The following is a 19,084-nucleotide window of genomic DNA, read 5'->3' as shown; positions in this document are numbered from 1 at the left end:
GTTAACCTCCAAAAATGACAATACGACGCTTGGCTTGGGACCAAAGAGCAGCGATGAAGAGAGCGAGGAATGGTATCCAGAGAACTTGCAACCCCAAAGCCCTTAGATCGCTTTCCTGTCCTAATAAAATGGAAACAGGAACGTTAACTGCATAATTATAGGGAAGGAGTTTCAAAAAGTTTTCCACAGACTGTGGATAAAAACTGAGTGGCAAGAGTGCTCCAGAAGCCAAATTGAAAAGCCCCATCCGTAGGAGCATAACTCCCCAGGCATTGACCGTAAAAAATGCTAAGAAGCCAAAAGCCATATCCAGCAATTGAACGATAAACATCCCTAGAATCGAACTGACTAGAAAGAGCAAAATGGTCTGGCCATCAGGCAGGTAGAAATCTTGATGAACAAGTAGAATACCAATAAATACGATGGCAAATTTTATCAGTTCCAAGAGCTTGTTTCCAAGGTCCTTGAAAAAGAGGGCTAGGATAAAGGAATAGGGTCTGAGAAATTCTCCAGCAATACTTCCTTTCAAAATGCTATAAGACAAATCTTCACCAAGTGAGAAAGAATTTAAACTGGCTAATAAATTAGCAAAGATGATATATGTAGTAAAGGTTTGCAGGGTAAAGCCATTGACTTCTGATTGAGTGAAGAAAATGGTTTTCCAGACATAGAGAGCTACTAAAATCTTCACTGCCAGTGAAACGAAGGTCGCTAGAAAGAAAGCCTTGTACTGCATGGCATTCATCATGGTCAGGCGGGTCATGTAGAGATATTTACGCATGGATACCCTCCTCATAAATTTGGCGGACCATGGTTTCAATTTCCAATTCCTTCATGGTGACATCTTCAACCGAATAATGATTAAAGATTTGCTCGATCACTTGAGCACTGGTCCAAAACTTGCTTTGGTAGTGGATTTCAAAGTGAAAGTCATCTATTCGTTCAAATTCCCAGCCTTCTAGTTGCAAGTCTTTTTCAATCGGCTTTTCTGTGGAAAATAGAATGGTCTTCACTGTGGAAAAGCGCTCTTTGAGGACGGTCAGTGAACCATCATAGACCTTCTTACCCTTATCAATGATAAAAATCCGCTCACAGAGGCTCTCGATGTCCTTCATATCATGGGAAGTAATCAAAAAGGTGGTCTGGTATTGCTGATTCATATAGCGGATGAAGGAGCGAATGGTCTCCTTGACGCTGGCATCCAAACCGATGGTTGGCTCGTCCAAAAAGACAACGGCAGGCTGGTGGATAAAGATAGCTGCAAATTCACAACGAACCCGTTGGCCGAGTGACAGATTACGGATTGGTTGCTTCATAATATCAGCCAAGTCCAATAGATCAATCAAGACAGCTAATCGCTCTTTGAATACCTTATCTGGAACATCATAAATTTTTGCGTGAAGGATAAAAGATTCCTGGACAGGCAAGTTCCAATCCAAATGGGATTTTTGTCCAAAGAGTACCCCGATTTGCTTATTGACAGCCTTGCGATTTTCTTGCGGATTGAGTCCGTTGATTCGGACTGAGCCCTGGTCTGGATAGAGGACTCCGGTAAGCATTTTGATGGTGGTGGATTTACCAGAACCGTTGGAGCCGATATAGCCGATGATTTCTCCTTTTCCTACCTGTAAGGAAATATCTTGGACGGCAGGGATTTTCTTTTTCTTGGGTTTGAAAAAGGCCTTAATAGAACCTTTGAGACCGACTTCCTTATCTATGATGGAATAGGTTTTTGATAGATGTTCAGCTTGAATCATTTCATCATCTCCTTTAAGAAAACGTTTGCACGATAAAGCTATTATACCATATTTCTTAAGGGGGTAAAGGTAGAAAATAATGATTACGGTAACATTTTGATTAGAAAATCGGTCATATATTGAGGTGATTCTTGCTTCCCATTTTTTATCCAAACCTGCATGATACCGAAGAAGGCATGCGAAAAATAGATGCTGCTGTATTCTTTTTCAAGTGGTGATAAATCTTCTTTCCCCAAACGCTCAGCCAAATCATTTGCGACCAGCAATCTGACTTTGTTAATCAAGAAATTTTGGATTTCTTGAGTTCCGTTATGGGTCAGTAGGGCAGAAAGCAATTTTTCACGATAGAGCAATTCGAAAATTTCTAAAAATGATGATTGGCGATTGCCATCATAACGGTCAAATATAGCCTCTAATTTGTGAAAAAGTCCCTGTTGGTAGGAGTCGATCAATTCATATTTATCCTTATAATGGGTATAAAAACTAGAGCGACTAATTCCTGCTGTTTGAGCGAGGTGGGTGGTTGTAATTTCGTTAAATCCTTGAGTTTCTAGGCAAGTCACCATTGCTTCTAAAATAGCCTGTCGTGTCCGTTCTTTCCGATTATCTGTTCCCATTTTTTGCTCCATTTATACATTTTTAGACACATTGTCTAAAAACGATTCTTCCTACTTGATTTTGAAAATGATACTTGTATAATGTATTTTATCAGTTTTTGGACAGGATGTCTAAAGGAGGTTCTTATGTCGGAAAAAGTAAAGAATTTTTTCAAAAAACCAATGACCTTGATCACCATTCTCGGTGTTGCCTGTGTCCCAGCCTTATATAACATTAGTTTCCTAACCTCTATGTGGGACCCTTACGGCCGACTAGATCAGTTGCCTGTGGCAGTTGTCAATCAAGACCAGTCGGCGAGCTTTCAAGATAAAACCCTCACCATTGGTGATGATATGGTGGATAATATGAAAGAGAGCAAGAGTCTGGATTTCCACTTCGTATCAGAAACGGATGCGAAAAAAGGTTTGGAAGAAGGGGACTATTACATGGTCATCACCCTACCAGAAGATTTATCAGAAAAAGCATCCAGTCTCTTGACGGAACAGCCTAAACCACTAACAATTTCCTATCAAACATCTAAGGGTCACAGCTTTGTCGCTTCTAAGATGGGCGAATCAGCTATGGAGAAATTAAAGACATCTGTTTCAGAGACGATTACTGAAACATATACCTCTGCCGTTTTTGATAGCATGGGAGAGATTCAAAACGGCATGGTTGAGGCAGCAGATGGAAGTCAACAATTGACAGATGGAGCTAGTCAATTAGAAACCGGAAGTCAGACTCTATCATCAGGCTTATCTACCTTATCTTCATCAGGCCAATCACTGGTGACAGGAGCAAACCAATTGGCTACTGGGGTTGTGTCTTATACAGATGGAGTCAATCAGGCTGCGACAGGCAGTCAAACACTTTCCAGTGGCTTAACAACCTATACAAATGGGGTAGCTAGTCTTGCTTCAGGTGCGGAGCAATTAAATGCCAATTCCTCTCAGCTCATTGCTGGGGTGGGACAATTGCAATCAGGAGCTAGTCAGGTTGAACAACTGGTAACAGGAGCCAATCAATTGCAGGCAGGCTTGGAGCAACTCGCTGGTTCAACTAGTTTGTCTGCGGACCAGTCTAGTCAGATCCAGGCCTTATTGACAGGGCTTCCTCAGTTGCAAGCGGCCATCAATCAATTAAATGGTAGCCTATCAAGTATCGGAGGACTTGCAGTAGATACCTCTACTCTATCTAGCCTCTTGACAGAGATGGGGGCTCAAGCTCAAGGATTGTTGACAGCAGCACAAGCTGATAAAACAGCAAGCATTGAAGCCTTGCAAGCAACGGCTACCTATCAAAACTTGACAGCTGATCAGCAAGCTGAATTGGTTGGAGCTCTCCAAAATTCACCTTCGACAACAGCGACAGCAGCCCAAGCGATTTTGGGTCAATTGTCTCAACTCAGTCAAGCCTTATCTAGCCTACAAAGTCTTTCTGGCATGGCCACACAAATGAGCCAGCTGCAATCAGCTGTCGGTCAGATCAACACGGCTGCCAATCAAGCATTGCCAGGAGCTACAACAGCCATTGAAAACCTATCAAGTGGTTTGAGTCAGGTCAACACCGCCTTGAACCAGCAAGTTCTACCAGGCACTCAAACCTTGACGAGTGGTGTGAGTCAACTTCAAACGCAATTATCAAATGGAGCGAGTCAACTCATGTCAGGAGTAACAGCCTATACCGCAGGTGTTGCTCAATTAGCAGAGGGTGGAGCTCAGTTGGTTGCGAATAATAGTAGCATCCAATCAGGAGGTAGCCAGTTAACATCAGGATTGGCAACCTTGGCATCCAACTCCAGTCAACTTGTCAGTGGTTCAGGACAATTGGCTTCTGGCAGTCAGCAATTGATTGCTGGTGCTGATCAATTAGCTAGTGGCGGTCAAACCTTGACAAGCGGTATCTCCAGTCTTCGTACAGGTAGTGAAACATTAACAAATTCACTCAGCTCAGCCAGTCAACAACTATCAGTCATCTCTGTAGAAGACAAAAATGCACAAGCAGTTTCTCAACCAGTCACCTTGGAACACAGTGACCAAGATGATGTGAAGACCAACGGTGTCGGAATGGCTCCTTACATGGTATCTGTCGCATTGATGGTTGCAGCCTTATCTGCGAATGTTATTTTTGTCAAACACATTGATAATCGTTCCTACAAAAATCGTTGGGATTGGGCTAAAGGGAAATTGTTACTGAATGGTACGATAGCCAGCCTAGCAGCAGTGATTCTGTACGGTGTTCTTCGCTTGATTGGAATCGATCCGGCTCATCCAATGGCAACCTTGGGATTAATCCTCTTAGCCTCTTGGACCTTCATGGCCCTCGTTACAGCCTTGGTGGGTTGGAATAATCGGTTCGGTTCCTTTGCAAGTTTAATTATCTTGTTATTGCAACTGGGTTCAAGTGCAGGTACCTATCCGATCGAACTTAGCCCACGCTTCTTCCAAGTCATTCAGCCTTATCTTCCAATGACCTATTCTGTTTCAGGTCTTCGTCAAACCATTTCAATGGTTGGAAATAGTAGTCATCAAGTTTGGATGCTGAGCCTCTTCTTAGTAGGCTTTATGGGACTTGGTCTCTTGATTTATAATCAAAAAGATGAATAATAATAAAACCAACTGCTCCATGTGTGAACAGTTGGTTTTTGGTTGATGTGGTTATTTTGGTGTCCCTAAATTGATTGTCGCATTGGTGGCTTCAATGGTCAGTTTGTTCTTGCTACCTTTGTTTTCTAAGGTCAGGGTTTGTTTGTCACCCTCTGTCTTGACAGGGAGTTTGGTGTACTTATCACTAGTGAAAATGCCGACTGCCTTCAGCTGCTCTTTTAAGTAAGGGTCTTGGTTGAACATCTCTTCCAAATCAGATTCATCTTCATAGTAATAACCTAGGGCTTCTGCCAATTTTTTCTTGTCAATCTGGAGGTTGATGAGCAGGTTGCTGTTTGCCAGACTCTTGTCTGTCAGGTCTAAGTTTGTTGTAGAAGAATAGGTGTCAGAGGGGGTGAAGCGATTATCGCCAAGAAGAGTTAGTTGTCTGCTATCCAGTTGACTATAGCCCTCAATGGTTACTGCTTCCAAGCTAGTTTCAGATAGGCGGACGCTGCTTCCCTGTAGGTTGATGTGCATATCTTTTAGAGTGGATTGTGTCGCTTGGAAGTAGCCTGTTTCAATCTGACCGCTATCAATGGTCACCTTATTAAGATCGACACCACCAGACAGATTCGCCTCTTTGATATGGACATTTTCAATCACGAAACTAGCAGACTTATAGAAGTGATCTCCCTCTAATTTATTCAGTGTCTTCCCTTTAGGCACTTCAATGGTGACTGAGAAGACATTGATACGACGTTGGGCTAGGCTTTCTCCTAAATACTGCATGATTCCCTCAATGGCAAATTCTAGTTCTTGTGCAGAGAGGGTTAAGACGCCGTCTTTCTCACTGAGGTTTAGAGGGTTTTGGATATTGTTGTCGGAGTTGGCATAGGTCACATGATAGTTGTTATCACTAGACTCCTTGATATAGACGCTGTGGGGGATAAAATCAATTTTAATGGTATTCAAATCTGTGAAGGTCTTATGGACTTCCGTTGGAGCAGCAACCTCTTCTAAGCGGGTTATGCCTCCGGTGAAAAATCCAATGCCAGCTAGAATTAAGCCTGCAATCAGGCTGACAAAGCCGATAATAATGGCGATGGTAAGTTTCTTTTTCATGCTCGTTTACCTCGTTTCAAGATCCATTTGAAGCAAGCCTTGACCAGTCGCCAAGACCAGTAGGCAAAAAATCCAGTCAAGATGTAGATGAGAATAGCTCCGCCAATCAAAGACAAACCTGAGCCAAACCCCATGAGGAAGATATTGAATCCTTCTGACATAAGGCTAAAGGCTTCCCAAATCAGATAGCCACCGCTGGTGAGAAGTCCGACACCCAAAACAAAGGCACCGACAATGAGGGCCAAGATGAGCGCCACCAATCCTAATAGACTAGCTAGGAGAATGAGCAAAAGTGGAATGGCGATAGGCAGGGAAATGACAGCTAGGATAGCCAACCAGAGCGTTCGTTTTGTTTGGCTAAAATTACGGAAGTAGCGACCGAGGAAAAAGGCGCCGAGGATAAGAGTCGCAAACAGAGGAATGACTCCGATAAACTCTCCCATGATAAAGAGTAGGAAGAAAGAGAAGAGACCTGTCATACTTAAGGCTCCCAGACCAACCCAGAGTTTCCAGTTGAGTTGAACAGGCTCTTGTTGATCCTTCTCCTCCTGGATTTGCTTGTTGAGCATGTTGTTAATGAGTTCGCTGGCAGCTTCTTTTGGTGAACCAAGTTCTTCTATAATTTCTGTTTCATGCTCTGGTCCAGCCTCGTCAAAATACTCATTAAAGAAGCTGATGGCTTCAAAGTATTCTTTGTGGGGCAGTTTTTTGAGATATTTTTCTAACTGCTCCATGTATTCAGTTCTTGTCATGGCGGACGCTCCCTTCTATGATGCCGTTTATCGTGTTTGTATAGGTATCCCAGTCATCTTTGAGTCGGACCAATTCTTCGTGACCTAACTGAGTTAGGCTATAATACTTGCGCATACGACCCTGATATTCTTGGGAATAAGTAGTCAAAAAGTCATTTTGCTCCAATCGTTTTAGGATGGGATAGAGGGCGGACTCCTTGATGTTGGCAATTAATTTAATGGTCTGACAGATTTCATAGCCATAAGAATCATCGGATTCCAAAATAGCCATGATGAGAAATTCTGTCAGCACTGCGGGGACTGGAAAATGCATAGGACGCTCCTTTCCTTTGTTGTTAGTTAGGTTCGGTTTTGATATATGGCGTTCAGTTGTATATATCAAATCTTGTTATATATTAAATATACACCTACAAAAATAAATTGTCAAGTGATTATGTGCAAAATAAATAAAATAGCTTAGGACAAATTTTTAAGGTGTAAGCGTTTTATAGCCTTGAAAAATAATTTCAGAGTAGTAAACTTAATAACAGTACTAACATTAAGGGATTTTCTGGACTAAAAGAGAATGACCTCAGATGGATTAGTAGTATTTAAGGTGGTGTAAAGATGAAGCTATATGTTCAGTTTATGATTATTCTAGTATTTTCATTTTTAGGGGAAGCTATTTCGACTATTTTTCATCTTCCTATTCCGGGAAGTATTATTGGCTTAATCCTCCTATTTTTAGCCCTAGAGTTCAAATTGATTCGTCTTCGCCATATTCATTCGGTTGGAAATTTTTTGCTGGCTAACATGACCATTCTTTTTTTGCCTGCAGCAGTGGGCATTATGGAGAGATTTGATGCAATTAAAGATTATTTACTTCCTATTATCGTCGTCATTTTAGGCGCCATTTTTTTAAATATCTTAGTAATTGGTCTTGTTGTTCAATTTGTGAAGCAAAAGTTTGAAGGTGACTACATTGATGCGGAGGGAATTCATGACTGAACTTTTTTCGAATCCTATTTTTGGTATTATGTTATCAATTGCAGCATATTTAATTGGAATGCTGATCTATCGGAGATTTCCTCATCCAATCACAACCCCACTGTTGGTAGCTACAGGATTGATTATTGTCTTTTTAAAAATGACAGGTATTTCCTATAAGGAATATTATGCAGGAGGGTCCTATCTAAATATGCTTATTGTGCCTTCAACAGTAGCTCTGGGTATTCCTTTGTATCGTTCTTTCCATCTAATGAAACATCACATTCGAAGTATTCTTTTGGGAATTTTTGTTGCCTGTATTGTCAATACTGTCTTTACTGCCCTAATTGCCAAATGGTTTGGGATGGATTTTTTTCTAGCAATATCTCTTTTTCCAAAATCAGTCACCACTGCTATGGCTGTTGGTATTACTGATAAAATGCAAGGGATAGCAACTATTACTCTTGTAGTCGTTGTTGCAACAGGGATTCTGACAAGTGTTCTTGGCCCAATCTTTTTAAAGCTACTAAAAATTGAAGATCCGGTAGCTGTTGGTCTTGCTTTGGGAGGAACAGGGCATGCCATTGGAACGGGTACAGCGATAAAATATGGGCATACGCAAGGGGCGATGGCTGGCTTAGCTATTGGGATTACAGGAATTATGTATGTGGTGATTAGTCCTATAGTTGCGCAGATTATCTTACAATAAAAAAACTACGGTAGGAATTCCAACCGTAGTTTTTTTAGTCTACATAAAGTCTGGATTGATGATTCAACCAACTATAAAGAAGTCCGATAAAGAGACCGCCCCCCACGTAGTTTCCTAATCCAGAAAAGAGGAAATTGCTTAGTACACTTAATAGAGTCATTCCCTCAACTGGTCCACCATTTGCAAAAAAGGACAGGGAGAAGAGTGAAAAGTTCGCAATGACGTGCTCATATCCCAAGAAAGCAAAGATAAAGATGATGAAAATAACGGAAATGAGACGTCCAGCGTCATCTTTGATGCGTAAGAAGGTAAATACGCCGATATTCACGACAATATTAGCAAAAATTCCTTCAATAAATTGAGTCAAAGGTGTCTTTGAAAGCTTGGCCACCGTTGCTTCAAATAGGTAGCTGTGAGCATCAACGTGCTGATAAGGCAGTGTCAATGAAACCAAGTAACAAACAAGGACAGCACCGACAAAATTGAAAAGGATACAGGTTGCCAACATCTTGAGGGCTGTTTTCGTAGGAATCGTTTTTCGATGGCTGGCTACTGTCATATACATCATGTTGGATGTTCCAAGTTCGGCATTCATATATAAAATCATGAGTAGCCCCCAACCAAACATCAACCCATAGCTAAATTTCCCGAGTCCTTCTGCGACATGGTTGAGTTTGTCTGCTGTATAAAGAGAAATGACAATCCCCAATCCTAAATAAAGACTAGCAAGTATCGATCGTACAGCGTAGGCAGAAAAACTGTGTTCAAATAAATCTGCTTTTTTCTGTATACTCTTTTCAAGTGTATACATTAAAGTCTCTTGGTTAGCTCCCATTCTAATCTCCTTACTGAATCTACTACTTTTTTGAGTAAACGTTTTCTTTTTGTCGAATGGCTTTACTTTGTTTATTATACTTGATAAAATGGTTGTTGTCCAAAAAAATTTAACTTTTGAAAGGAAATATAAGAAAAATATGGATGTTACATGGACAGTGAAATATATCACTGAATTTTTAGCGACTGCACTCCTTATTATCATTGGTAATGGTACAGTTGCAAACGTTGATTTAAAAGGTACAAAAGGAAACAACTCTGGTTGGATTCTCATTGCGATTGGCTATGGTTTGGCAGTTATGATGCCAGCATTGATGTTTGGTAACGTTTCTGGTAACCATATCAACCCAGCCTTTACACTTGGTTTGGCTGTTTCAGGTCTCTTCCCTTGGGCTCACGTTGCTCAATACATTGTTGCGCAATTGTTAGGTGCAATGTTTGGTCAGTTAGTGGTTGTAGCAGTATACAAACCTTACTTCTTGAAAACTGAAAATCCAAATCACATCCTTGGTTCGTTCTCAACAATCAGCGCGCTTGACAATGGTACAAAAGAAAGTCGTAAAGCTGCAACTATTAATGGCTTCTTAAATGAGTTCGCTGGTTCATTTGTATTGTTCTTCGGAGCACTTGCTTTGACCAAACATTTCTTTGGTTCAGAGTTGGTTGGTAAATTGATTGAACAAGGCTATGATAAAACAGTCGCTGAGACAATGACTGCTCCATATACTTCAGGTTCAATTGCAGTTGCTCACTTAGGCATTGGTTTCCTAGTTATGGCCTTGGTAGCCTGTGTCGGTGGTCCAACTGGTCCAGCTCTTAACCCTGCTCGTGACCTTGGTCCGCGTCTTCTTCACCACTTCCTGCCAAAAACAGTACTTGGTGAATCAAAATCTGATTCAAAATGGTGGTATGCTTGGGTGCCAGTGGTTGCTCCAATCCTCGCATCAGTCCTTGCGATCGCTTTGTTTAAATACTTGTACTTATAATATATAGAATAAACTCGATATGTGAATTGCTTTAAAAAAAAGTAGATGTTATCTTAATTTTAAGCTCGATTGCTATCGGGTTTTTCTTTTTTGTTTTATGGATATTGAGGTGATTCAGTTGTCTGCTCTGCTATTTTCCTAAAAGTTATGCTACAGTAAAGCTAGAAAAAATCGGAAAAGAGGCAAGTATATGTCAGAGGTTATTGCTTTTGGTTATGGAAGCAGTCAAGCGGAGATGCAGCTCAATCGCCATGGGATCATCGCAGGTGCGACAGGTACAGGAAAGACGGTGACCTTGAAGGTCTTGGCGGATCAGTTGAGTGACGCGGGTATTCCTATTCTTATACTGTCTGTACCTCGGTTCCGGGTATGAAAGCAAATTCGTTCGGCTATATCTAGACAAAGTTCTTGCCAGATGCCACAAAATTCGTTAAAATAAACGTAAATCACTAGTTAGTAAGGAGTTGCCATGACTGATCAATTGCAGGTATTATTGAAAGACTATCAGCCCCAGCCATTAGGTGAAAAACGTTCTTATGCAGTCTTCTTGCCCTTAGTCTGGTCAGACAATCAGTGGCAGGTCTTATATGAGATTCGGAGCGAGTCCATTTCTCAACCAGGAGAAGTTTCCTTTCCAGGTGGCGGAATTGATGAAGGCGAGACAGCAGAAGAAGCTGCCATTCGTGAGGTTATCGAAGAACTTGACATTCAACAGGAACAAATTGAGTTGCTGGGAGAAATCGATTATCTCGTTTTCGGTCGCTCAACGATTCGCTGTTTTGTCGGTCGACTTCACTTGGACTGGCAGACCCTTCAACCCAATGATGAAGTGGCTCGATTCTTTACAGTTCCACTAGAAACCTTGCTGAAAACGGCCCCTGTCTATTATCAACTGGATTCACAGATTGTCCCAGATTGTGACTTTCCCTTTGAACGTTTGAGAGGTGGGGTTGACTATCCTTTCAGTCATCATAAACGCTCCGTCCCCTTTTATGAAAATCTACCAGAAAATATCTGGGGAATGACTGCCCAATTTACCCATCGTTTTACGGAAATCATAAATCAAAAAACTTCGCCTAGATGAGCGAAGTTAAAGTCAAGCCAATAACAAGACCTGCAATTTTTCCGTTGCCCTTTTTGTTCATAAAAATTTTAGAGGAGATTATGTATTAGCCAATGTGGAAAATAGAAGTATAAAAAATGTTGATGAATCTAAAAAAATTCAGTTTAAAGATAATGAGATTTTATTTAATAAGCAAAGATATAAAGTAAATAATGTAACAATGCAAATTTTAGATAGTAATGCTGATGTAGTTGGAGAATACACCAAACAAGGAGTTATTGTATTTAAAAATGATTCCCAAAATGAAAGTCATTATATTCTGAAGTCTTCTCGTTTATACAAAAATACAACTAAAAAATAATATTGAACAACTGTTCAAAATTCCAACATATTCTTGTTTATTTTTGATATAATGTAAAAAAACAACAAAGGATTAAACATGAATAAACGAGAACGACTAGAAGAAATTACACGATTGGTAAACAAAAAAGGCACCGTTCGAATTTCTGAGATTGTTGAATTGCTAAATGTTACTGATATGACTGTTCGACGTGATTTTATAGAGTTGGAAGAGCAGGGAGTCTTAACCAAAATCCATGGCGGTGCTAGAAGTAATAAGGCTTTTCAATATCGGGAATATTCTCATTCTGAGAAACACATTCAAAATAAGGAAGCCAAGCAAGAGATAGCAGAAAGGGCGGCACAACTGATAGAAGATGGAGACACGGTGTTTTTAGGTCCAGGAACAACAGTGGCCTTTCTGGCTGAAGCCATTAAAAATCCTCGTCTAACTGTCATCACAAACTGTATGCCTGTTTTTACCATCTTATCACAAAAGAAGACAGAGGATTTTCAGGTCTTTCTTCTGGGGGGAGAATATCGCCAAGTGACAGAATCGTTTGTAGGAGAAATTACCAATACAAGTTTAGAAAAAATGCGATTCAGCAAGATTTTCTTTTCAGGTAACGGACTTAAGGGAACTGATGTCATGACCTCAACCTTAGCGGAAGCCTATACGCAAAATATTGCCATTAAGCATTCTTTAGAAAAATATCTACTGCTGGATGCCTCGAAAATTGGAAAAGATGATTTTACTTCCTTTTGTGATTTGAATGATATAACTGCTCTAGTGACTGATATGACTGCAAAGGATGAAAATTACCAATCATTAAGTAAGCACATCGAAATTATCACTACAAAATCATAAAGTTATCAAAACCAACAGCGAAATGTTGGTTTTTTGTTTGTATATGAAAAAAATAAACAAAAATTAAACAAAATATGTTGACTTTGTGTTTATTTGGTTGTATAATTTAAACATAAAAAAGCGAAAACGCTTTTTCTAAGTTTTGCAAAACAAAGATTTTCTGCCAAATATGGCTACAACTTTCTATTTTTGTTAGGAGATAAGTTATGACAATCATTATCGGTGCTGATCCAGCGGGTTCAAAACTAAAAGACGTTATTAAAGATTATTTGCTAGAAAAATCATATGACTTTAAAGATGTCAGTGATGGAAGTGATTTTGTTGATACTACTTTGGCGGTAGTTGCAGCAGTCAATCAAGAGGAAGGAAATCTTGGTATTGTGATTGATGCTTATGGTGTTGGTCCATTTATGACCGCAACTAAAGTCAAAGGTATGATCGCTGCAGAAGTTTCAGACGAACGTTCTGCCTATATGACAAGAGGACACAACAATTCGCGTATTATTACAATCGGTAGTGAGATTGTAGGAGAAGGAATTGCTAAAAATATCGTTAAAGGATTTGTTGAAGGTGAGTATGATGGCGGTCGTCACCAAATTCGTGTCGATATGCTAAATAAAATGTGCTAATTGTTGTAAACAAAGGAGAATAAGAGATGAAAATTGCAATCGGTTGTGACCACATTGTAACCTATGAAAAAATCGCTGTGGTAGATTATTTGAAAAATCAAGGATATGAAGTTTTGGACTTTGGGACTTATGACAATGTCCGCACTCATTACCCAATCTTTGGTAAAAAAGTTGGTGAAGCTGTTGCAAACGGACAAGCAGATTTGGGCATTTGTATCTGTGGAACAGGTGTTGGAATCAACAATGCTGTAAACAAGGTTCCTGGTGTTCGATCAGCCCTGGTTCGTGATATGACCTCCGCACTCTACGCTAAGGAAGAGTTAAATGCCAACGTCATTGGTTTTGGAGGCAAAATTACGGGTGAGTTGCTCATGTGCGACATCATTGAAGCCTTTATTAAAGCAGAATACAAACCAACTGAAGAAAACAAACGTTTGATTGAAAAGATTGCTGCAGTTGAAACGCTCAATCAAGAGCAAGCTAATCCAGAGTTCTTTACGGAATTTCTTGAAAAGTGGGATCGTGGAGAATACCACGACTAGGAGGCTCACATGATTTTGACGATCACTTTAAATCCGTCGGTTGATATTGCCTATCAATTGGATACCTTTCATTTGGATACGGTCAATCGAGTAGAAAAAGTTCAAAAAACAGCTGGTGGTAAGGGGCTCAATGTGACACGGGTTTTGAAACAAATCGGTGAAGATGTTGTGGCTACTGGTTTCATTGGTGGTGAGATTGGAAGTTATGTAAAGAAACAACTCACTCGAAATGATATTAAAAATTCCTTTGTGGAAATTGGGAACGAAACACGTAACTGTATTGCGATCCTTCATGATGGCCAACAGACAGAGATTTTAGAACAAGGACCAACTATTCAAGAACATGAAGCCTTGAATTTTATCGAACATCTTGAAATCATCCTGAACAATGTAGATGTTGTTGTTATTTCAGGAAGTTTGCCTAAGGGACTTGCTAGCAACTACTATGTTAAGGTAATTGAACTTTGTAAAAAATGTGGTGTTGCTGTTGTTCTGGATTGTTCTGGTGGGGCGCTGAAAAACGTTTTAGAAAGCCAGCAGAAGCCGACGGCTATCAAGCCAAATACAGAGGAGTTATCACAGTTAATTGGCAAAAATGTCACAGATGATATTCAAGAATTGAAAGCAGTTCTGTCTGGTCAATTATTCCAAGGAATTGATTGGATAGTTGTATCCTTGGGGGCCAAGGGGGCTTTTGCCAAACACAATGATAAGTTCTATCGTGTGAAAATTCCAAAAATAAATGTCGTCAATCCAGTAGGTTCGGGTGACTCAACTGTTGCAGGTATTGCAGCTAGTTTGAAACATGCATTACCTGATGTAGAACTACTAAAAAAAGCAAACGTTTTGGGCATGTTAAATGCTCAGGAAGAACAGACAGGTTATGTTAACTTAGAACATTCAGAAGTATTGTATTCTCAAATTGAAGTCGAGGAGGTTTAAGATGGTAGTAACAGCAGAAAAAAGAAAATATATGGAAAAAGTCAGCAATGAAGCAGGAGTCATTTCAGCTCTTGCCTTCGACCAACGTGGAGCCTTGAAAAAAATGATGGCAAAACATCAGGCAGAAGAACCTACAGTGGAGCAGATGGAAGAGCTAAAAACGCTAGTTTCTGAAGAACTAACACAGTTTTCTTCTTCTATACTTTTAGATCCTGAATTTGGCTTACCAGCTTCACGCGCCCGCGATGAACAATGTGGATTACTTTTGGCTTATGAAAAAACTGGCTATGACACCAGCTCCACCAGTCGTTTGCCAGATTGCCTGGTAGAGTGGTCTGTCAAACGATTAAAAGAAGAAGGGGCAGATGCCATTAAGTTTCTACTCTACTATGACGTTGATGGTAATCCATACGTTAATCTTCAAAAACATGCTTATATTGAACGCTTAGGTTCAGAATGTCAGGCAGAAGGTTTGCCATTCTTCTTGGAGATTTTGAGTTATGATGAAACGATTGAAGATAATGCTAGCGTTGAGTTTGCCAAAGTTAAACCTAGAAAAGTAAATGAAGCCATGAAAGTATTTTCGGCTGAGCGTTTTGGAGTAGATGTTCTTAAGGTAGAAGTACCTGTGAACATGAATTTTGTAGAAGGCTTTGGAACAGGGGAAGTCGTTTATACAAAAGAAGAAGCAGCCGAATATTTCCGTCAACAAGAAGCATCAACTCATTTGCCATACATTTATCTAAGCGCAGGTGTTTCTGCAAAACTCTTCCAAGATACTCTAGTATTTGCACATGAAGCAGGTGCTAAATTTAACGGTGTTCTCTGTGGTCGTGCGACTTGGGCTGGTGTTGTGCCAGTTTACATCGAACAAGGAGAAGAAGCAGCACGTGAATGGTTACGAACTATTGGTCGTGAAAATATTGAGGGACTTGATGCCGTCTTGTCTCAAACAGCTACTTCTTGGTTAGAAAAATAATTGAAAAAATAACCATTTTTCTTAAAGAAAGGGTTTACATTTTCTGAGAATATGCTATAATAATCTCATCAGCAAGAATAGAGTGGATTGTAACTAATTCGATTAGGCAAGACTACAAATGGATTTGAGAGTAGGATATTCTCGGTTTGTTTGTAGTCTTTTTTTGCTTAAAAATATAGGAGGAATATATGTTTAGGATTATACAGTCACTAAATAATAACGCTGCTCTGGTGAAAAATGAACATGGGGAACAGGCAGTCGTGATGGGATTAGGTATAACCTTTCAAAAGAAAAAAGGAGATTTAATTGTTAAGGATAAGATAGAAAACATCTTTTCGCTAAAAAATGACGAAGCCAAAGAAAATTTTCTAACCTTATTAAAAGATATTCCCTTAGATTTTATTTCGGCAACCTACACGGTTATCAATCATCTCGTAGCAACCTATCATTACCCTGTACAAGAATATCTCTATGTGACACTGACAGATCATATCTGTTGTACATATCAGGCGGTTTTAAAGAATACCTATCAAGAAAGTAGGCTACCCAATATTTCAGCCGAATATCCATTGGAATATAAAATGGCGCGTGAAGCCTTAGCTATGTTTCGTGAAAAGTTGCTAAATGATTTTCCAAATGATGAGATTGGTAAAATTGCACTTCACTTAATCAATGCAAAAGGTGAAACAATTCATCCAACTAGTGAAGAACATGACATCAGTAAGAAAATTATTGCTGAGGTTGAACAAATTTTGATAGAGAATGGGATTAAACGCACAAAAGAAAATAGCAATTTTTATGATCGCTTTATGATTCATCTGTCCTATTTTCTGAATTACTTAGATAGATCCCATCAGTCAAATGAATCGATTGCTAGTTTGGAACAATATATCAAGCTCCAGAATCCAAGAGCTTACCAAATAGGTAGTCAGATTTTTGAGATGATTACATCATTGGTTGATGAACCTGTAAACGACAGTGAAAGGTTCTATATTGTATTACATATTCAACGGTTATTGTAAATCATACTCTTCGTAAATCCAATTCAGACGTTGTTGTCTCAACTTGATGAGTGAAAAGCTCCAGTGGAGGTTTTCAGCCTGTTCCATTGAGATGAGAGGGGAACAGAGTTCTATCTGCGTTATATCGATACGAACTCGTTCGTCTTATTTCCAACCTTCAACAGTCTATTCCTAGACTGTTGAAGCTAGTCTGAATTGAATTTACATTGAGTACATAAAAAATAGGAGGTTCATATTATGAACAGAGAAGAAATTACGTTATTAGGTTTTGAGATTGTTGCGTTCGCTGGTGATGCTCGTTCTCGTTTGATGGAGGCACTGGCTGCTGCTCAAAAAGGTGATTATGCAAAAGCAGAAGAACTAGTTGAAGCTGCCAATGCTTGTATTGTTGAAGCCCATCATGCTCAGACTAGCTTGTTGCAAAAAGAAGCGGCTGGTGAGGATTTAGCCTTTAGTGTGACACTTATGCATGGTCAAGACCATCTCATGACAACATTATTATTGAAAGATATGATGAGTCATATGATTGAACTGTACAAACGAGGTGATAAGTAATGAATAAATTGATTGAATTCATTGAGAAAGGGAAGCCTTTCTTTGAAAAGATTTCGAGAAACCCTTATTTAAGGGCTATCCGTGATGGTTTTATCGCAGCCATGCCAGTTATTTTGTTCTCAAGTATCTTCCTATTGGTAGCTTTCGTGCCGAATATCTTTGGATTTACTTGGTCTGATGAAGCAGTTGCGGCTATCATGAAACCTTACGGTTACACAATGGGGATTGTAGCTGTCCTAGTTGCAGGAACGACCGCAAAATCTTTGACAGATGCTTTTAACCGTCAATTGCCAAAAACCAATCAAATCAACTTCATTTCAACCATGATTGCCTCAATTTCAGGTTTCCTATTACTGGCTTCTGACGGTATTGAAGGTGGGTTTGCTAATGGTTACATGGGAACTAAGGGTCTTTTGACAGCCTTTCTAGCCGCCTTCATTACAGTTAATATCTATAAGGTCTGCGTGAAAAACAATGTCACCATTCGTATGCCAGACGAAGTTCCACCGAACGTATCCCAGGCGTTTAAAGATGTGATTCCATATGCATTGTCTATCTTTGTCTTGTATGGAATCGATCTTGTAACACGTCAATTCCTTGGAACAAACGTTGCTGAGGCTATTCTGAAATTATTTGAGCCACTATTTACAGCAGCAGACGGTTATGTGGGTATTACCATTATCTTTGGTGCCTATGCCTTGTTCTGGTTTGTAGGGATTCATGGTCCATCAATTGTTGAGCCAGCAATTGCAGCCATTACCTATGCCAATATTGAAACCAACTTCCAACTTTTGCAGGCGGGTCAACACGCGGATAAAATCCTGACTTCAGGTACTCAAATGTTTATCGTGACAATGGGTGGTACAGGTGCTACCTTGGTTGTGCCATTCATGTTTATGTGGTTGACTAAGTCTAAACGAAATAAAGCAATTGGACGTGCTTCAGTTGTTCCAACTTTCTTTGGTGTAAACGAACCAATCTTGTTCGGTGCACCACTTGTACTCAACCCAGTATTCTTTGTTCCATTCATCTTAGCTCCAATTGCTAACGTATGGATTTTCAAATTCTTTGTTGATACGCTAAAAATGAACAGTTTCAGCGTTAACTTGCCATGGACAACTCCAGGACCATTGGGGATTGTAATGGGGACAAACTTTGCTCCACTTGCCTTTGCACTAGCTATCTTATTGGTCGTTGTCGATGTACTTATCTATTATCCATTCTTGAAAGTTTACGATGAGCAAATTCTTGCTGAAGAACAATCAGGGAAAGTTGAAAATAGCTTGAAAGAGAAAGTGGCGGCTAACTTTAATACCGCCAAAGCGGATGCTATTCTTGAAAAGGCTGCAGTCGATACCGAAATTTCTGAACAAACCAACGTTCTGGTACTTTGTGCAGGGGGTGGTACAAGCGGATTGCTTGCCAACGCTCTAACTAAAGCTGCAAAAGAATATGGAGTTCCAGTTACAGCTACAGCAGGAAGTTATGGGGCGCACCGTGAGATTTTGCCAGAGTATCAATTAGTCATCCTTGCACCACAAGTAGCATCGAACTATGATGATATCAAACAAGAAACCGATGCATTGGGCATTAAACTCGCCAAAACTGAAGGGGCTCAATACATTAAACTCACACGTGATGGTCAAGGTGCTCTTGACTTTGTCAAACAACAGTTCTAGAACCTGTATTCACAGTTCAGCACTCCCATCTAAGGTTAGTTTTTCAGCTACTCATCGTTCGTTTTTTTCAAAATACAGTCAGTATTCCCTCAAAAAACTGCCTTGATTAGCGAAAAACAATCTCTTATATACAAGCACTTCACTTGTGAATACAG

At 39.9% G+C, this 19,084-nt stretch carries 21 protein-coding genes and 1 pseudogene; 15 read left to right on the top strand and 7 right to left on the bottom strand.

Features of this window, described 5'->3' with window-relative positions; all coding sequences use genetic code 11:
- Window position 1: 1 nt before the first annotated feature.
- From P7J58_RS02460 to P7J58_RS02450, 3 genes are all read right to left on the bottom strand, one after another.
- Window positions 2-781, bottom strand: coding sequence for an ABC transporter permease (locus P7J58_RS02460; RefSeq protein WP_024380162.1), 780 nt, complete (start codon window positions 779-781; stop codon window positions 2-4).
- A complete protein-coding gene (locus P7J58_RS02455) occupies window positions 774-1,757 on the bottom strand; it encodes an ATP-binding cassette domain-containing protein (RefSeq protein ID WP_408555547.1) in 984 nt (327 codons plus the stop codon). Before P7J58_RS02455 ends, P7J58_RS02460 begins: the two co-directional genes overlap by 8 nt.
- A gap of 83 nt (window positions 1,758-1,840) precedes the next feature.
- On the bottom strand, window positions 1,841-2,374 hold the full coding sequence (locus P7J58_RS02450) for a TetR/AcrR family transcriptional regulator (RefSeq protein WP_029186989.1): 534 nt from the start codon (window positions 2,372-2,374) through the stop codon (window positions 1,841-1,843).
- A 126-nt stretch (window positions 2,375-2,500) separates the two neighbouring features.
- On the opposite strand from P7J58_RS02450, the gene P7J58_RS02445 reads away from it, so the two are divergent.
- Entirely contained in the window at window positions 2,501-4,960 is a 2,460-nt protein-coding gene (locus P7J58_RS02445; protein ID WP_408555548.1) for a YhgE/Pip family protein, read from the top strand.
- 51 nt (window positions 4,961-5,011) lie between these two features.
- Here the strand turns inward: P7J58_RS02445 and P7J58_RS02440 are convergent, their stop codons facing one another.
- The 3 genes from P7J58_RS02440 to P7J58_RS02430 are packed head-to-tail and all read right to left on the bottom strand — an operon-like array spanning window position 5,012 to window position 7,129.
- Complete coding sequence (locus P7J58_RS02440) at window positions 5,012-6,064, bottom strand: DUF4097 family beta strand repeat-containing protein (protein ID WP_408555549.1); 1,053 nt, start codon at window positions 6,062-6,064, stop codon at window positions 5,012-5,014.
- Window positions 6,061-6,816: a DUF1700 domain-containing protein gene (locus P7J58_RS02435; protein ID WP_014735380.1), complete on the bottom strand. Its 756-nt coding sequence runs from the start codon at window positions 6,814-6,816 to the stop codon at window positions 6,061-6,063. The genes P7J58_RS02440 and P7J58_RS02435 overlap by 4 nt, the downstream gene beginning before the upstream one ends.
- Window positions 6,803-7,129 (bottom strand): PadR family transcriptional regulator, encoded by a 327-nt coding sequence (locus P7J58_RS02430; RefSeq protein WP_002937550.1) that lies wholly within the window; start codon window positions 7,127-7,129, stop codon window positions 6,803-6,805. Before P7J58_RS02430 ends, P7J58_RS02435 begins: the two co-directional genes overlap by 14 nt.
- Window positions 7,130-7,422: 293 nt before the next feature.
- Here P7J58_RS02430 and P7J58_RS02425 point away from each other — a divergent pair, with 293 nt between their 5' ends.
- Both P7J58_RS02425 and P7J58_RS02420 read left to right on the top strand, forming a co-directional pair.
- Window positions 7,423-7,803 carry a CidA/LrgA family protein gene (locus tag P7J58_RS02425; RefSeq protein ID WP_408555550.1) on the top strand — a complete coding sequence of 127 codons (381 nt, stop codon included), beginning with the start codon at window positions 7,423-7,425 and terminating at the stop codon, window positions 7,801-7,803.
- Window positions 7,796-8,491 carry an LrgB family protein gene (locus P7J58_RS02420; protein ID WP_408555551.1) on the top strand — a complete coding sequence of 232 codons (696 nt, stop codon included), beginning with the start codon at window positions 7,796-7,798 and terminating at the stop codon, window positions 8,489-8,491. Before P7J58_RS02425 ends, P7J58_RS02420 begins: the two co-directional genes overlap by 8 nt.
- 34 nt (window positions 8,492-8,525) lie before the next feature.
- On the opposite strand, the gene P7J58_RS02415 is transcribed toward P7J58_RS02420, so the two are convergent.
- Window positions 8,526-9,326: a formate/nitrite transporter family protein gene (locus tag P7J58_RS02415; RefSeq protein WP_408555552.1), complete on the bottom strand. Its 801-nt coding sequence runs from the start codon at window positions 9,324-9,326 to the stop codon at window positions 8,526-8,528.
- Between the two features lie 139 nt (window positions 9,327-9,465).
- Between P7J58_RS02415 and gla the strand changes: the two genes are divergently transcribed.
- The 12 genes and pseudogenes from gla (at window position 9,466) to P7J58_RS02355 (ending at window position 18,929) form a co-directional block, all read left to right on the top strand.
- Window positions 9,466-10,311, top strand: coding sequence for an aquaglyceroporin Gla (gla, locus tag P7J58_RS02410; RefSeq protein ID WP_024380156.1), 846 nt, complete (start codon window positions 9,466-9,468; stop codon window positions 10,309-10,311).
- A 190-nt stretch (window positions 10,312-10,501) separates the two neighbouring features.
- Window positions 10,502-10,666, top strand: a pseudogene (locus tag P7J58_RS02405) (helicase HerA-like domain-containing protein); the annotation flags it as partial.
- A 114-nt stretch (window positions 10,667-10,780) separates the two neighbouring features.
- The gene (locus P7J58_RS02400; RefSeq protein WP_029177735.1) at window positions 10,781-11,395 is read left to right on the top strand and encodes an NUDIX hydrolase; all 615 of its coding nucleotides are present in this window, start codon (window positions 10,781-10,783) and stop codon (window positions 11,393-11,395) included.
- Between the two features lie 94 nt (window positions 11,396-11,489).
- Window positions 11,490-11,735, top strand: coding sequence for a hypothetical protein (locus P7J58_RS02395; RefSeq protein WP_024377394.1), 246 nt, complete (start codon window positions 11,490-11,492; stop codon window positions 11,733-11,735).
- A 78-nt stretch (window positions 11,736-11,813) separates the two neighbouring features.
- Window positions 11,814-12,581, top strand: coding sequence for a DeoR/GlpR family DNA-binding transcription regulator (locus tag P7J58_RS02390; RefSeq protein WP_044751929.1), 768 nt, complete (start codon window positions 11,814-11,816; stop codon window positions 12,579-12,581).
- A 206-nt stretch (window positions 12,582-12,787) separates the two neighbouring features.
- Window positions 12,788-13,210: a galactose-6-phosphate isomerase subunit LacA gene (gene lacA / locus P7J58_RS02385; protein WP_018031056.1), complete on the top strand. Its 423-nt coding sequence runs from the start codon at window positions 12,788-12,790 to the stop codon at window positions 13,208-13,210.
- A gap of 26 nt (window positions 13,211-13,236) precedes the next feature.
- Window positions 13,237-13,752 carry a galactose-6-phosphate isomerase subunit LacB gene (gene lacB / locus P7J58_RS02380; RefSeq protein ID WP_408555553.1) on the top strand — a complete coding sequence of 172 codons (516 nt, stop codon included), beginning with the start codon at window positions 13,237-13,239 and terminating at the stop codon, window positions 13,750-13,752.
- A gap of 9 nt (window positions 13,753-13,761) precedes the next feature.
- Window positions 13,762-14,694, top strand: a complete 933-nt coding sequence (locus P7J58_RS02375) for a tagatose-6-phosphate kinase (protein WP_408555554.1) — start codon at window positions 13,762-13,764, stop codon at window positions 14,692-14,694.
- Window position 14,695: 1 nt separating this feature from the next.
- Window positions 14,696-15,673 carry a tagatose-bisphosphate aldolase gene (gene lacD / locus P7J58_RS02370; RefSeq protein WP_408555555.1) on the top strand — a complete coding sequence of 326 codons (978 nt, stop codon included), beginning with the start codon at window positions 14,696-14,698 and terminating at the stop codon, window positions 15,671-15,673.
- A gap of 188 nt (window positions 15,674-15,861) precedes the next feature.
- Window positions 15,862-16,695, top strand: coding sequence for a PRD domain-containing protein (locus P7J58_RS02365; RefSeq protein WP_408555556.1), 834 nt, complete (start codon window positions 15,862-15,864; stop codon window positions 16,693-16,695).
- A 237-nt stretch (window positions 16,696-16,932) separates the two neighbouring features.
- The gene (locus P7J58_RS02360; protein WP_003048451.1) at window positions 16,933-17,250 is read left to right on the top strand and encodes a PTS lactose/cellobiose transporter subunit IIA; all 318 of its coding nucleotides are present in this window, start codon (window positions 16,933-16,935) and stop codon (window positions 17,248-17,250) included.
- Complete coding sequence (locus P7J58_RS02355; RefSeq protein ID WP_002941140.1) at window positions 17,250-18,929, top strand: lactose-specific PTS transporter subunit EIIC; 1,680 nt, start codon at window positions 17,250-17,252, stop codon at window positions 18,927-18,929. Before P7J58_RS02360 ends, P7J58_RS02355 begins: the two co-directional genes overlap by 1 nt.
- Window positions 18,930-19,084 lie beyond the last annotated feature (155 nt).

It is taken from the genome of Streptococcus suis (genome assembly GCF_046032535.1).
Taxonomy (GTDB): Bacteria; Bacillota; Bacilli; order Lactobacillales; family Streptococcaceae; genus Streptococcus; species Streptococcus suis_AK.
The sequence above is the reverse complement of the archived record's forward strand: the minus strand, read 5'-3'. Positions and strand labels throughout refer to the sequence as shown.